This is a genomic window from bacterium, assembly GCA_024224155.1.
Lineage (GTDB): Bacteria > Acidobacteriota > Thermoanaerobaculia > Multivoradales > JAHEKO01 > CALZIK01.
In genome coordinates this window covers 1-12,921 of sequence record JAAENP010000565.1, presented here as the reverse complement: position 1 = coordinate 12,921, position 12,921 = coordinate 1, and the positions used below count along the sequence as shown (strand labels likewise).

Here is a 12,921-nt window from a genome sequence, read left to right as displayed (position 1 = left end):
GCTGGCGCTATCCGGTCTTGGCCGCCTGGAGCTCTGCCGCCAAGGGAAGGGCGAGCGAAAACAGCGCTCCGCCGCCGGGGCGATCCGAAACCCATATCGCACCGCCATGGTCGGTCACGATCTCGCGGGCGATCGCCAGTCCGAGCCCAACGCTGCCCGAGCTGCTGCGACCTTCCACTCGAATCTGATGGAACCTCTCGAAGATCTTGTCTTTCTCATCGTCGGGCACACCCGGACCTCGGTCTCCGATCTGAACCAATGCGAAGTCCTTCGACGGCAACCGCTGGAGCGCTTTCTTGTCGGGCGAGGTGGAGACGTCGATCCGGACCGCCGAGCCCGAGGGGGCATAGCGAATGGCGTTTTCCGTGAGGTTGGCAAGAACTTGAACGATGCGATCTCGGTCGCACGCGATTTCGACCGGCGGAACCGTCGCGACGGAGAGCGATACCCCGCGAGACCAGGCGAGGGCGGAGTAGCTCTCGACGACCTCTGCGAGCAGCCCGTTGAGCTCGTAGTTACCGGTCGAGTATTTGAGAGCGCCTTCTTCGAGTTGGGCCAGGTCGAGAAGCTTGGAGATCATCACCTCGAGACGCCGGTTGTTGTCGAGGCTCAGCTCGAGGAGACGGCGCTGTTTGTCGGTGAGCCGACCGGGCAACTCCTCGAGGAGCAGCGAGTCGGTCTCGTACATCGCTGCGAGCGGCGTCTTGAGCTCGTGCGAGACGTGAGACAGAAAATCGCGTTTGGCTCGGTCGAGCTCGCCGAGGCGCTCCACCATTCTGTTGAAGCTGTCGGCGACGGGCGCGAACTCGTCGGTGCCTTCCGTACCTAGCTTGAAGGTGTACTTGCCGCCGGCGACCGAGCGGGTCCCTTCCTGTAGCCGCAAGAGCGGGCGCCGGATCGAGCGAACGGTGAACCACAGAAAGGGCAGGCTCAGAGTCAGGCCGATCAGCGCGACGATCCACGAGACGCGCACCGCGCGTTCACTGTCCGCGACCGATCGCGCCGCGTGCTCGCGGACGTTCTCCTGGGTGGCTTCGAAGACCGTCTGTGTCTGATCTTGCAGCGCGCGAGATTGTTCGACGAAGAGTTCCATCAATCGGCTCTCGCGCTCACCGTCCAGGGTGGTGGCGAGTGGGTTGAGCGAGGTTTCCTCTACCAGGAGAGTCTCGACGAGCTCCGCGAGCGGCAGCACGCGCCAGCGGTTGGCCATCAGCTCGACTTCGACCGCCAGAGGGGCGGCTAGATCGAGACCGGCGAACTCGTTGAGGTTGTCATCGAAGGTGCCGCGCAACGGATCGAGCCGCTCGGCATAGGCCGGGTCTCGAGTGACCAGGAGCTTGCGGGTGAAGCCGTCGATCTGGGACAGCAGCCGGCGCTGCTCGAGGGCGAGCGTCGTGGCCCGGAGGTCGACGTCGGCCAGCTCACGGTGGCCCGCGGCCAGTCCTCGAACCTGGGTGAGGTTGTACAGCAGGACGGCGATGAGAGCGGCGGCCCACAGGCTCGACGCCACCGCCAGCCTGCTAGCTACCCTCATCGAGCTCTCCGGCCTCGCGGTACTGGCGAAGCTTGTTGCGGATGGTGCGAACCGTCACACCGAGAGCCTTCGCGGTTCTGGAACGGTTGTTGTCGAGTCGCTTCAGGGTCTCGAGGATGAGAATCTTTTCGGCTTCGGCGACCGTCGAGTTCGAGGGTACGGCGATGTGCTCGGCCGCGCCGCCGTTCGGTGAATCTCGTAGGAAAGCGGGCAGATGGTGCGGCTCGATCCAGCCGGTCTTGGCCAGGATCACCGCGCGTTCCATGAAGTTGCTCAGCTCGCGAACGTTGCCCGGCCAGTGGTAGGCCTGAAAGCGCTGCAGGGTAGCGCCTTCGACGCCCTCGACCTTCGTGTCGTGCTTGCGGTTGAACTGGCGAACGAAGGCGTGGGCGAGAAGCGGAAGATCTTCTCGGCGTTCCCGAAGCGGCGGCAGCTCGACGTTGAAGACGCCAAGTCGGAAGTAGAGGTCTTGCCGGAGTTTCTGTTCGCGAATAGCGGTCTCGGGATCTTGGTTGGTCGCCGCGAGGATGCGCACGTCGACCGGGACTGTCTTCGACGATCCAATCTTTCGCACGGCACTCTCTTCGAGCACGCGGAGCAGCGTAGGCTGCAGAGAGAGCGGCATCTCCGCGATCTCGTCCAGGAAGATTGTACCGCCATTCGCGCTCTCGAAGAGACCCCCCTGGGTTTTGGCCGCTCCGGTGAATGCGCCGCGAACGTGGCCGAAGAGCTCGCGTTCGATGAGGGTCTCCGGCAGAGCCGCCATGTTGACCGCCACGAACGGCTCGGTGGCTCGCGGACCGCATTCGTGAATGGTGCGGGCGGCCAGCTCCTTGCCGGTCCCGCTTTCGCCGGTTAGGAGAGCCGAGGCTTGGTTGTCGGACAGCAGACGCAGGACGTCGTAGACCTCGCGCATCTTCTTGGACGTGCCGACGAAGTCCCGAAACCCGCCGTCTTCCTCGAGCTGGCGCTCGAGCGAGCGCGCGCTCTGGTGCCGGCCGATCTTGCGACCCGCGGCATCAAGGGTCTTCTCGAGCTGGCCGTAGTCGAGCGGCTTGGTCAGAAAGTCGAAGGCTCCGTGCTTCATGGCTTCGACGGCCGTGTCGACGGTTCCATAGCCCGTCATCAATATGACCGGCCGGTCGGGGTCGCCTTCGCGCAGGTGCGAGAGGAGGTGGACGCCGGTCGTGTCGGGCAGGACGACGTCCGAAAGCACGATGTCGGGCTCGAATTGCTCGGTCAGATCGCGCGCTTCGACGCCGTTCTCGGCGACCTGAACCTCGAAACCCGCCCGGCTCAGTCGGAGCTCGAGGACCTCGCGCATTGCGGCCTCGTCGTCCACGACCAGGAGTTTGAGGGCTTCGGTATTCATTGTGTGGTCTGCCGAGTCTAGCCCCGAAAATGGGGTTTGGCGGAAAAAATTTCCTAGCTGATCGGGAGATGGGTGAAGATCGGTTCCAGGATGTGGCAGGGAGAAGAGGAGCCGTCCTCAGTGTTTCCGGGCGATGTGCCACCCGTGCTCCCACGGGCAGGCCTGGCATCGCGGTTGCGTTACCGATATTCCCGAGGAGGTATCTGTGTTCACTAAGACTCGAGGTGATGAGCCTCATCAGACGAATGCGCCCGCACCCAATGTGCCTAACGTCGGCCCGAAGCCGAAACGATCCGCCGATGGCCGGCCGGCCAGTCTCGGCCCGTCGATCTCGGTCTCGGGCAACCTCTCAGGCAATGAAGACCTGATCATCGAGGGGGCCGTCGAAGGCGAGGTCGTGGTCAAGGATCACATGGTGACCATCAGCGAGACCGGGAAGGTCAAGGCCGACGTCTATGGCCGGAGTATCTGCGTCGAGGGGCAGGTGGACGGCAATCTCGTGGGAGACGAGCAGGTCGTCATTCGACAGTCGGGAAGGGTGAGGGGGAACGTCACCGCACCGAGAGTGAATCTGGAGAACGGAGCAAAATTCAAGGGCAGCATCGACATGCAGCCCACCGAGTCCGCGCCAGCCAAGCCCGATGGCGCCAAGAAGCCGAACGCGGGGACCAAGGAAGAACGCCGCCCGAGTGCGGCGAAGATCTCGACGGGCGCAACAGCGGTAGGGGAAACCGTATGAGGAAAGAGGTTTCAGGAAGCCTGATCGCACTGGCGATCATCACGTTCGTTGCCGGTTCCGGTTGTGCGTCGAAGAACTACGTTCTGGCGACAGTGGAAGAGTCCGAAGCTCGAACCACCAAGACCACCGACATTCTCCAATCTCAGATCGAGCGCGATCAGACCAAGCTGGCCGAGCACGAAGAGCAGATGGAGAGCATCTCGGCCACGGCCGGGGACGCTCTGGAGCGAGCGATCGCCGCGGGCAAACTGGCGGAAGGCAAGTTCCTTTTCGAGACGATCCTCTCGGACGACAAGATTCGGTTCGGTTTCGACAAGACCGAGCTGGCCGAGGAGGGCGTCGAGGCGCTGGCTACCTTCGCGGCGGACCTGAAGAGTCAGAATGAGGACGTCTTCATCGAGATCCAGGGTCATACGGACTCGACCGGCTCGGATGCCTATAACTTGACTCTGGGCGAGAAGCGGGCCGAGACGGTGCGCCGCTACTTGAGCAAAGAGCACGGTATCGCTCTCCATAGGATGTCGGTGATCTCGTACGGCGAGAGCTCCCCGATCGCCGATAACGAGACCCGCGAGGGTCGGGAGACCAACCGAAGGGTAGGTTTGGTCGTATTGAAGTAGGCCGATTGAAATAGGATCTTAGGGTCCCCCTTGTCACTTCCGGTGCCGCAAGTTTCTCTTCACTTTTTGTAGAGATTCCTAAGCCGCTCACTCCCCACGGAATGGCGAGGGGGGCCTCTTTGTGTCAGGGCGTCGAGGATTCGTAGGCGTCGACCAGGAAGCCGCCCGAGAGCCCCGCCGGTGCGCCGTCGGGAAGCCCGAGCCGCACGGCGTCGATCACCAGATCGCCGGTGTCGAGATCCTCGGCTCCAGCCACCCGGCGCTGCTTTTTCTTCTTGCGCAGGACGACCCGGCCATCGCGCTCGCCGGCTGCCGTCGCAGCCCGCCACTCGAGACCGACTTCGGTAGCCTTGCCGCGTGCGATTCGGGTCGAGCCGATCAGCACCGGGTCCTTGTCGCCGGCGAGGCCGAACAGACTCAGCCGGTACCGCGACCCGGCAGGCTCGAGAAGCAACTGTGCCACGGCCCGGTTCTTGCCGGCAACCAGGCGCAGGATCTCGACCGAGTTGGAGCCCAGGTCTACCTTGTTGGGATTGAGCAAGAACCTCACGAGTAGGGTTCGTTCGCGGGCGGGGTGGTCGGAACCCACGAAGGACCGCGCGCCGTTCGCGACGCTCACGCTCAAGGCGTGGCTCGAGCCGTCCAGGCCCGGTGTGGTGACCGACACGGCGTCGCCCTTGCTCTTCGACCAGCTGGCGAGGTCGCCGGACTCGAAGCCGTCAGCGAAGATGCGGCTCTTGAGACGCGGTCGCAGGACGAAGAGCCCTCGGTTGATGTCTGAAACGACGACCGCGCCGCTCTGCAGGTATGGGTAGACGCTCCAGGCACCGTCGAACTCGTCACCGTCCGCCTCGGGGAAGGTATCGAAGAAGGCCACCTCTTTGAGCTTGCCCTTGGCCGGGTTCTTGAGCTCGAGAATGCGGAGGCCTCGCCGGTAGTTGGCCTGGTAGGTGTACTCGCCCCGCACGTACTGGTTGTGATCGATCGATCGGCCGCCGCCGAAGTGAGCTCCGGCCAGTTTGACGTCGTCCAGGTCGGACATGTCCCAAACGTAGGTCTTGGTATTGTGGCCGAATCGCTGCTCGTCGAGCTCGTCGTCATGGATGAAATAGGCGTGATCTTCGGTGAGCCAGCCCTGGTGGGTATAGCCGGAGTCGTCGTAGCCGGTGCGCGAGAGCATCTTGGGCGCGTCCTTGTCGCTGACGTCGACAACGGTCACGGTGTCTTCGTTGGACGCGAAGCAGATCTCCCGGCCGCGATGGTCGGCGTCGGGGCCGTGATAGACGACGCACTGGGCGTCGTGGGTATAGCCGTCGTCACCGAAACAGCCCGCGAAGACCGGCTCGAGCGGATCGCTGATGTCGATCATGTGGAGTCCGCCCCCGGAGCAGGTCTCCGAACCTACGGCATAGGCGAACCCGGTATCCTCGTTGATCACCAGGTTGTGGGCTCGATTGAAGCCGAAGTAGTGGCCCGATTCCTGGAACTGGACGGGCAGGTTCCGCGCGTTGCGAAGCTGCCCGAGGTCGAAGACCTGCATGCCGTGCTCGCCCGCGAAGTCCGCAACGACGAAGGCGTGGTTCCGGTAGACCTTGATGTCGCGCCATGCCGAGGTGTTATCAGCCGTGGGCAGGTTGCCGACGAAGACGGGATTCTCGGGGTCGGTCATGTCGATGAACGCCGTGCCGTTGGAGCGTCCGACCAGGGCGTACTCGCGTCCGGTCTGCGGCTCGGCCCAGCCCCAGATGTCGTTGCCGGTGCCGCCCCCGATCTCGGAAAGCGGGAAATGCGCCAGCAGGTCGATGTTCTCGCAGAGGAAAATGTCGGCCCGACCGTTGCTACAGGAGGACAGTTGCTCCATTTCGTAGGCGATCTGCTGGCGCTTCGAGCCGCCGTGAGCGAGCAGGGCGAGCTGCGCCTTGGTGAGCGACGCCTCCTGCTTGCGCAGATGATCGGGCAGGTGGCAGGCTTCGGCTTCGCGTGGAGCCACCGGAAGCAACGCCATGACCAGGACGACGGCGGAAAGTCTCTCTTGAATTCTCATAATGGACGCCTCGAGTCTGCGAACGTCTTGCCGGTGGCGAGCGCGGCCGAGTCTATCCTCCCGAGGCTACGCCGCATGCGCGTGTAGACTCCGTCGTCCATGGATGGGGTTCTGAGAGTCATCGTCGCGTCGGGTAACCCGGTCAAGATCGCCGCGGTCGAGGCGGCATTCGGGCTCATGGTTCCGGCCGAGGTGGCTGACGTCAACGGCGCCAGCGTCGACTCCGGAGTGCCGGACCAGCCGCTTTCGGACCTCGAGACTCTGCGCGGGGCCGAGAAGCGCGCCGAAGGAGCGGAAGCGCTTCGACCCGAGGCCGACTACTGGGTAGGGATCGAGGGCGGCATCGAGGACTCCGAGCGCGGGATGAAGGCCTTCGCCTGGGTCGTCGTACGCTCGAGCTTCGGCACCGGACGGGCCCGTTCCGGGACGTTCTTTCTGCCCGACGAGGTCGCTCGTCTGGTTCGGGAAGGCAAAGAGCTCGGCGAGGCAGATGACATCGTCTTCGGACGCACCGACTCCAAGCAGGAGGAGGGAGCGGTCGGTCTCCTGACCCAAGGGGTTGTCGATCGACGAGCCCTTTACGAACACGCGGTGGTGCTGGCCCTGGCGCCGCTGAAGCACCCTCTACTGTACGGCTGACACCGTGGGATTCTGCGTGTCGCTCGCGATGGCGACGCGGGGCGAATGGGCTGGGAACCCTAGGAAGCGTGCGCCGCGAGCCATTCTTGAAACTCGCGGTCCAGCTGCTCCGGCGTCACCTCGAGTGACTCGAAGACGCAGTCCGCCGAGCAGCTCTTCGCCGCTGCGAGCTTTCGGAGCAAGTCTCGAAACCTCTGTGCCATGGTCGGTTCGAGCAATAGATAGCGTGTCAACAGCGCGCTGGACTCGTAATCGTAGGACACGGCGCCCCGGTCGAACTCCCCACGGCTCTTTGCGATCATTGCTGCGAGCGATTCGGTTCGCTCGGCCTCGATGGCTCGACGCAGGCGATCCGCCAGCGGCTCGATGCCCGCAATCCCAGCAAGCCCGTCGAAGCCCGACGGCGTGGCGGTGTCGCCGAGGGCGTCGGCGAGACCCTCGGACAGCCACGGATCGAGGTTGGGGCCAAAGACCCGCCGGTGCACCAGGTGAGTCAACTCATGACCGAGCACGGTGGCGAAGCGCTCGGGCGGGACGCCGGCGGCCAGCAGGGCCACGACTCCGCGGCTCGCCATGGTAAAGCCGGCGTAGCCGGCCCGAAGCCGTCCGAAGTCCTTGGCAAGGCCCCGGTACCCGTCGGCCGCCCCGAAGATGAGGATGAGACTTCCGGCGGGTTCGGAATCGATACTCCGAGCCGGGCCTGGTAGATCGAGTCGAGCTCGGCGGCGAGCGACTCACAGATCGACAGGTACTCGGCTGGCGCCGAGGACAGAACCTGGTACGGTCCGCACGAGCCTTCGGCGACATCGGTCGCCGAGCTCGACAGCGCGTTCCTGGCCGCGGCCATCGTTTTCGGCTTCGGCTTCGCCGCGGGACGCCCCGGGCTCCGGGGCCGCTCGACTTCTGCCGAGCTCACAGGCGGCTCCGCCTCGGTCGCCACTGGCTCACGAGGTGGCTGAGGCTCGCCGCAGCCGCCAACCACCGTGGCAGCGGCGGCCAGGCTCAGCGGGGCGAGGAAGCGAGCTCGCTTCACCGGCGGTTAGTGCAGCGCGGTTCCGATGAACGACTCGAGCGTCAGCATGGAGTCTTCACTCAGCTCGATGAACTCGATAGCCAGAAACACCGGCTTGTCGATGGAATCATCCTGGATATCCTGCCGCTCGACGCGCACGATGCGGGCCGTGGCCTCGAACTTCACGCCGCTGACCTCTACGTAGAGCTGGCATTCCGTGTCGATCGGCGGAGCGACTTCGGTTTCGACGAGCATTCCCGAAAGGCTGATCTGTCGGACCGTGAACTCGGCTTCGAGGCTCAGATCCGCCGGTCGCGCGGCCTCGATCCGGAAGCGGCCGAACAGCCGGTTCTCGAGGCTGATGACCGCGTTCTTGTGGATGAACGAGCGCAGCTCATTGGCCTTGCCGCTCATGATGTCGGCAAAGTGTACCCCGGCTCGAAAGACCGGCTGGACGTCGCCCTTCGAGTCCCGAGTGGTCTTGACCAGAGTGCACCAGACTACCGTGCCCTTGAGCGGCATCTGGTTTTTTCCCTCGTCGAGTCTGAGCGAGTACTCGTGGCCGATCTTGAGCGGGTTGTTGGTCTCGAGCGACATGCCGTCGAGGCTCAGGTTGAGCACTCGAGCGCCGGTGGTGAAGAGAAAACTGCCCCTGATTCCCTCGACGTCGTATCGCGTGTTGTTCCTGCGTTCGTCGGCCATAGTGTCTTCAAGCGCTTCGCGAGGCGGCGGTATCAGCACTTCGGCTCCCCAGGAATCGAAGACCGGACCACCATTTGTAGCACAGGCCAGGTAGTATTCCCAAGGACGCATGCATGTCGGATAGAAAGTACCGCCAGAGCGGTTATCAGGACGACGGCGACGCCGACAGGCGGTCGCAGAATCGGCCCAGGGGGCAACCAAATGAGGGGCCGCGAGGGCGTGGTCTCGGAGCGCCGACGGCTTCGGTGCTGAAGTGCTCGCGCTGCGGAGCCAAGGTGTCTTCGCTGCCATCTCCCGGAGATCTTTGCCGGAGCTGTGGTAGCGACCTGCACACTTGCACCAATTGCCGGCATTTCGATACCTCGGCGCCGAACGAGTGCCGGCAACCGGTCGAGGTACGCGTCGCCGCCAAGGCGAAAGGCAACGACTGCAGCCACTTCGAGCCGAAGGTAGTGCAGGAGTTTGCCGCCGACTCGTCCTCGAGCGGAACGGCGACGGACGCCAAAGCGGCCTTTGACGACCTCTTCAACTTCTAGAGAGCGACCATGGCGAGACTGGACATGACCCTCGGAGAGCTGCGCGAGCTGCTGGGAGAAGGTGAGCTCGCGGGCGATGCCGAGTTCCTTTGCCGCGAGCTCCGCGGTCTCGATGACGCCGGGCCGGAGGATCTCTCGTTCGTCAAGGGGCGCAAGCAAGTAGCCGCGGCGCTTGCGTCGAAGGCGGGAGCGCTGCTGGTGCCCGAGAAGATCGATGGCATTACGGCTCATCAGCTAGTCTTGGGAGAGCCGTTTGTCGCATTGACCCGGGTTCTGGCGCGGATCGCATCGGAGAAGCGAGCTCGGGAGCCCGGAGTGGACGCGACCGCCGTGGTTCACGGCAGCGCGCAAGTCGGAGAACGTGTCTATGTCGGTCCGGGTGCCGTCATCGACAAGGAGGCCGTCGTCGGCGACGACGCCGCGATTCACGCCAACGCTTTCGTCGGGCCGCGTTGCGTTGTCGGCCAAGGCTGCGTCATCCACCCGACGGTCGTCCTGCGCGAGGACGTGACGCTCGGCTCTCGAGTGACTGTGCGCTCCGGCTCGGTCCTGGGCTCGGAAGGTTACGGTTTTCTGCCCACCGAGGGGACGCCGGTGCCGATTCCCCAGGTCGGAGGAGTCGAAGTCGGTGATGACGTCGAGATCGGCGCACTGGCTACGATCGACAGCGCCACCTTCGGGCGAACCACGATCGGCGAAGGAAGCAAGATCGGCGACATGGTCCACGTCGGGCACAACTGCAAGATCGGCAAGAACGTGATGCTTCTACCACTCACCGCGATCTCGGGCTCGGTCAAGATCGGGGACGGCGTCATCTTCGCGGGCCGGTCCGGTGCAGCCGATAACCTCGAGATCGGAGCGGGAGCCAGGATCGGAGCCACGGCGGTCGTGTTCAAGGATGTGCCCGAGGGCGTCGAGCTCTGGGGATCTCCGGCGCGCGGCAAAGTCGAGGCGATGCGTATCGAATCGCTGCTGGGGAGATTGCCGGAGCTATTCCGGCGGGTAAAGGAGCTCTCCGATCGGGGAGATTGAGAGGAAGGGGCAAGTTCATGGCTACGCTCGACATCGCGCTGGGTGACACTCGCGAAGCGCCTGCTGAAGGTGGTTCATGAGCGGCGAGCCCCTGGTTGCCGTGATCATGGGGTCGCGCTCGGACTGGGACGTGATGGAGAACGCGTCCAGGACCCTGGATGAACTGGGCATCGCTCACGAAGTTCGCATTCTCTCGGCGCATCGCACGCCCGAGGCCTTGATCCAGTTCATGAACGAAGCCGAGTCGGCGGGAGTTCAGGTATTCATCGCCGCCGCCGGCGGCGCCGCGCATCTAGCCGGGGTCGTCGCGGGGCACACCACCAAACCCGTGCTGGGCGTGCCGATGGAATCGAAGCTGGACGGCCTCGATTCACTGCTTTCGACCGTCCAGATGCCGGCGGGCATTCCGGTCGGGACTCTCGCGATCGGCAAAGCGGGCGCGGTCAACGCGGCGATCCTGGCCGCGCAGATCCTGGGTCTGACGAACGATGAGATCGCCGCCGCCGTGGCCGGCAACCGCCGGGACCGCGCGCGAGCCGTGCTGGCGGAGGGCGATCCGAGAAGCGCCTAGGAGCCACTCGCTAGAGGCCCGGATCGGCCGCCATCGGCGCGACCTCGGGCGTTTCGATGCCGGGCTGGAGGATCTCGCGACCCTCGCCCGCTTTGGCCGCTGCAACCATGTCGCGCACGTCGGCCAGCAGCTGCTTGGCGTCGTAAACGATGCCGTCCTTGATCGTGTACTTGACTCCGCCGACCCGGACCGGTTTGTTGCTCTCGTCGACCTTGATCGCTCCGGTGCCGTAGAGCACCTTGAAGTTCTCGAGCGGGTTTTCCTCGACGACCATCAGGTCGGCGAGCTTCCCGGGCTCGACCGAGCCGATCTGGTCGGCCATGCCGATCGCCTCGGCACCGTTGAGGGTTGCCGATTTCAAGACTTCGAGTGGGTGGAAGCCGGCCTCCTGAAGCAGCTCCAGTTCGCGAATCAAACCGAAGCCGTAGATCTTGAAAACGTAGCCGGAGTCGGAACCGGTGGTGACCCGTCCGCCGGCGTTCTTGTAGTCGTTCAGGAAGTCCATCCATCTGCGGAAGTTGTTCTTCCATTCGATCTCGTCGCGGGTGGTCCAATAGAACCAGTACGAGCCGTGCGCCTCTCTGCTGGGCTGGAAGAAATCCCAGAGTGCCGGCAAGGTGTACTCGTCGTGCCACTCGTCGCGGCGGGCGCGCATGAGATCACGACTGGCCTCGTAGATCGTCATGGTCGGGTTGATCGTGAAGTCGAGCTCGACCAACTCGTCGATGACTTTGTTCCATCTTTCGCTGCCGCGCTCGGCCGCTTGCTTCCAGAGTCTCCCGGCTTCACCGAAGCGATGTTGCTCGTTGGCGTAGTTGTAGTCGAGCGGGTAGTCCTGAATCACACGGTCGGTGAACAGGGCCTCGGGCAGGCCGTACCAATGCTCCATGCTGGTCAGGCCCCAGCGCGCGGTGTTCAAGACGTTGACCTGGGTCACGTTGAGCTGGGCGTGGTGACATGCGGTGCGCAGGCCACGCTTCCCGGCTTCGTCGATCGCCGCCTCCATGATGTCCGGGCGGTAGCCGAAGAACTTGAGACCGTCGGCGCCCTTGGTGCCCATTTCACCGACCCAGGCTCGGGCTTCGGAAGGCTGCAAGAAGGGCTCTTCCCGTGCCTGCCCGAAGACGACGTAGGCTTCGATACGCGGCGCCGTGATCTCGTTGGTGGCACTTCTCTTCTTGTGCTCGAGAACGAAATCGATGCCGTTGCCGCTCGCGGGGTCGCGAATCGTGGTGATGCCGTGGGCCATCCAGAGTTTGAATACGTACTCTGCCGGCGTTCCCTGGTCCACGCCACCGATGTGGCCGTGCATGTCGATCAGGCCAGGCAGAACGTACATGCCTTCGACGTCGATCTCCCGGTCGCCGGCTTCGGCCTTGGGGCGTTTCTCGGGATCGATCGGAACTCCCGGGTAGCCGACGCCCTTGATGCTGGCGATACGGTTGCTCTCGATAACAATGTCGACCGGTCCAATCGGCGGAGCGCCGGTTCCGTTGATGAGGGTGCCGCCGCGCAGTATGAGTCGGGAGAACGGTCCTTCGCCTTCGGCTCGGGGAGGAGCGGCTTCGATGGACTTGGGCTCCTCGGCGTCCGCGCCCATCGCCGGCGGTGCGCACAGGAGAGCGGCCAGGCTGAGAGCGACGGCGATGGCGAACGGATGGCGTTTCATTGAGGTTCCTCCGTGAGTGCGCGTTGTTTTATCACGAGGGCGAGGCAATTCTCCGAGATCGTGCTGTGGTGACGATTTGGGCATCGGGGACACGATTCCTTCGTGTCCCCTCCCGACTGGTTTTCGGCGACCGAAACCCGGCTCTCCCCGTTGCGATCCGTTCCCGAGGCGCTCAGGCAGGCCGATCGGCGAAGCCGCCGTCCAGGGGCCGGCTCGAGCTGGTGCCGATCTCGCCCTTGCTGGCGCTCGAGCCTTTCGGCTTATGCGATCCGGCGGGCTCTTGGAGGAGTCGTCTCGGGCGATTCGCGCATCTCCTCGCTACCTTCGGTGAAGAGGAACCGCGGTGCCCAGTCCCCGCTGCGGTGCGGGCAAATCGCTGCTCCTCGCCTCGCCCTCCAGTCGCCACGCCGCAAGCGCATCGGAGGGCATCTCGGAGGCCACTTGTGATCTG

At 64.2% G+C, this 12,921-nt stretch carries 12 protein-coding genes; 6 read left to right on the top strand and 6 right to left on the bottom strand.

Features of this window, described 5'->3' with window-relative positions; all coding sequences use genetic code 11:
- Positions 1–7: 7 nt before the first annotated feature.
- Together GY769_25765 and GY769_25760 are read right to left on the bottom strand one after the other, a co-directional pair.
- On the bottom strand, positions 8–1,534 hold the full coding sequence (locus GY769_25765; GenBank protein MCP4205333.1) for a HAMP domain-containing histidine kinase: 1,527 nt from the start codon (positions 1,532–1,534) through the stop codon (positions 8–10).
- The gene (locus GY769_25760) at positions 1,521–2,906 is read right to left on the bottom strand and encodes a sigma-54-dependent Fis family transcriptional regulator (GenBank protein ID MCP4205332.1); all 1,386 of its coding nucleotides are present in this window, start codon (positions 2,904–2,906) and stop codon (positions 1,521–1,523) included. Before GY769_25760 ends, GY769_25765 begins: the two co-directional genes overlap by 14 nt.
- 205 nt (positions 2,907–3,111) lie before the next feature.
- Here GY769_25760 and GY769_25755 point away from each other — a divergent pair, with 205 nt between their 5' ends.
- Complete coding sequence (locus tag GY769_25755) at positions 3,112–3,645, top strand: polymer-forming cytoskeletal protein (protein ID MCP4205331.1); 534 nt, start codon at positions 3,112–3,114, stop codon at positions 3,643–3,645.
- On the top strand, positions 3,642–4,265 hold the full coding sequence (locus GY769_25750) for an OmpA family protein (GenBank protein MCP4205330.1): 624 nt from the start codon (positions 3,642–3,644) through the stop codon (positions 4,263–4,265). Before GY769_25755 ends, GY769_25750 begins: the two co-directional genes overlap by 4 nt.
- Positions 4,266–4,389: 124 nt before the next feature.
- Here the strand turns inward: GY769_25750 and GY769_25745 are convergent, their stop codons facing one another.
- A complete protein-coding gene (locus tag GY769_25745) occupies positions 4,390–6,309 on the bottom strand; it encodes a choice-of-anchor B family protein (protein MCP4205329.1) in 1,920 nt (639 codons plus the stop codon).
- 99 nt (positions 6,310–6,408) lie between these two features.
- On the opposite strand from GY769_25745, the gene yjjX reads away from it, so the two are divergent.
- A complete protein-coding gene (gene yjjX / locus GY769_25740) occupies positions 6,409–6,948 on the top strand; it encodes a non-canonical purine NTP phosphatase (GenBank protein MCP4205328.1) in 540 nt (179 codons plus the stop codon).
- A gap of 59 nt (positions 6,949–7,007) precedes the next feature.
- On the opposite strand, the gene GY769_25735 is transcribed toward yjjX, so the two are convergent.
- Together GY769_25735 and GY769_25730 are read right to left on the bottom strand one after the other, a co-directional pair.
- Positions 7,008–7,523 (bottom strand): hypothetical protein, encoded by a 516-nt coding sequence (locus tag GY769_25735; protein ID MCP4205327.1) that lies wholly within the window; start codon positions 7,521–7,523, stop codon positions 7,008–7,010.
- 464 nt (positions 7,524–7,987) lie between these two features.
- On the bottom strand, positions 7,988–8,773 hold the full coding sequence (locus tag GY769_25730) for a PilZ domain-containing protein (protein MCP4205326.1): 786 nt from the start codon (positions 8,771–8,773) through the stop codon (positions 7,988–7,990).
- Between the two features lie 2 nt (positions 8,774–8,775).
- Here GY769_25730 and GY769_25725 point away from each other — a divergent pair, with 2 nt between their 5' ends.
- From GY769_25725 to purE, 3 genes are all read left to right on the top strand, one after another.
- The gene (locus GY769_25725; protein MCP4205325.1) at positions 8,776–9,198 is read left to right on the top strand and encodes a hypothetical protein; all 423 of its coding nucleotides are present in this window, start codon (positions 8,776–8,778) and stop codon (positions 9,196–9,198) included.
- A gap of 9 nt (positions 9,199–9,207) precedes the next feature.
- Entirely contained in the window at positions 9,208–10,230 is a 1,023-nt protein-coding gene (gene lpxD / locus GY769_25720) for a UDP-3-O-(3-hydroxymyristoyl)glucosamine N-acyltransferase (GenBank protein ID MCP4205324.1), read from the top strand.
- Between the two features lie 76 nt (positions 10,231–10,306).
- Positions 10,307–10,801 carry a 5-(carboxyamino)imidazole ribonucleotide mutase gene (purE, locus tag GY769_25715; protein MCP4205323.1) on the top strand — a complete coding sequence of 165 codons (495 nt, stop codon included), beginning with the start codon at positions 10,307–10,309 and terminating at the stop codon, positions 10,799–10,801.
- 10 nt (positions 10,802–10,811) lie between these two features.
- Here purE and GY769_25710 read toward each other — a convergent pair whose 3' ends face one another.
- Positions 10,812–12,470: an amidohydrolase family protein gene (locus GY769_25710; protein MCP4205322.1), complete on the bottom strand. Its 1,659-nt coding sequence runs from the start codon at positions 12,468–12,470 to the stop codon at positions 10,812–10,814.
- Between the last annotated feature and the right edge of the window lie 451 nt (positions 12,471–12,921).

Bases quoted from the DNA above. Each gene is read 5' to 3' on its own strand.
- GY769_25765 (MCP4205333.1), bottom strand. From the start codon at position 1,534: ATGAGGGTAGCTAGCAGGCTGGCGGTGGCGTCGAGCCTGTGGGCCGCC.
- GY769_25760 (MCP4205332.1), bottom strand. From the start codon at position 2,906: ATGAATACCGAAGCCCTCAAACTCCTGGTCGTGGACGACGAGGCCGCA.
- GY769_25750 (MCP4205330.1), top strand. From the start codon at position 3,642: ATGAGGAAAGAGGTTTCAGGAAGCCTGATCGCACTGGCGATCATCACG.
- GY769_25745 (MCP4205329.1), bottom strand. From the start codon at position 6,309: ATGAGAATTCAAGAGAGACTTTCCGCCGTCGTCCTGGTCATGGCGTTG.
- yjjX (MCP4205328.1), top strand. From the start codon at position 6,409: ATGGATGGGGTTCTGAGAGTCATCGTCGCGTCGGGTAACCCGGTCAAG.
- GY769_25735 (MCP4205327.1), bottom strand. From the start codon at position 7,523: ATGGCGAGCCGCGGAGTCGTGGCCCTGCTGGCCGCCGGCGTCCCGCCC.
- GY769_25730 (MCP4205326.1), bottom strand. From the start codon at position 8,773: ATGCGTCCTTGGGAATACTACCTGGCCTGTGCTACAAATGGTGGTCCG.
- GY769_25725 (MCP4205325.1), top strand. From the start codon at position 8,776: ATGTCGGATAGAAAGTACCGCCAGAGCGGTTATCAGGACGACGGCGAC.
- lpxD (MCP4205324.1), top strand. From the start codon at position 9,208: ATGGCGAGACTGGACATGACCCTCGGAGAGCTGCGCGAGCTGCTGGGA.
- purE (MCP4205323.1), top strand. From the start codon at position 10,307: ATGAGCGGCGAGCCCCTGGTTGCCGTGATCATGGGGTCGCGCTCGGAC.
- GY769_25710 (MCP4205322.1), bottom strand. From the start codon at position 12,470: ATGAAACGCCATCCGTTCGCCATCGCCGTCGCTCTCAGCCTGGCCGCT.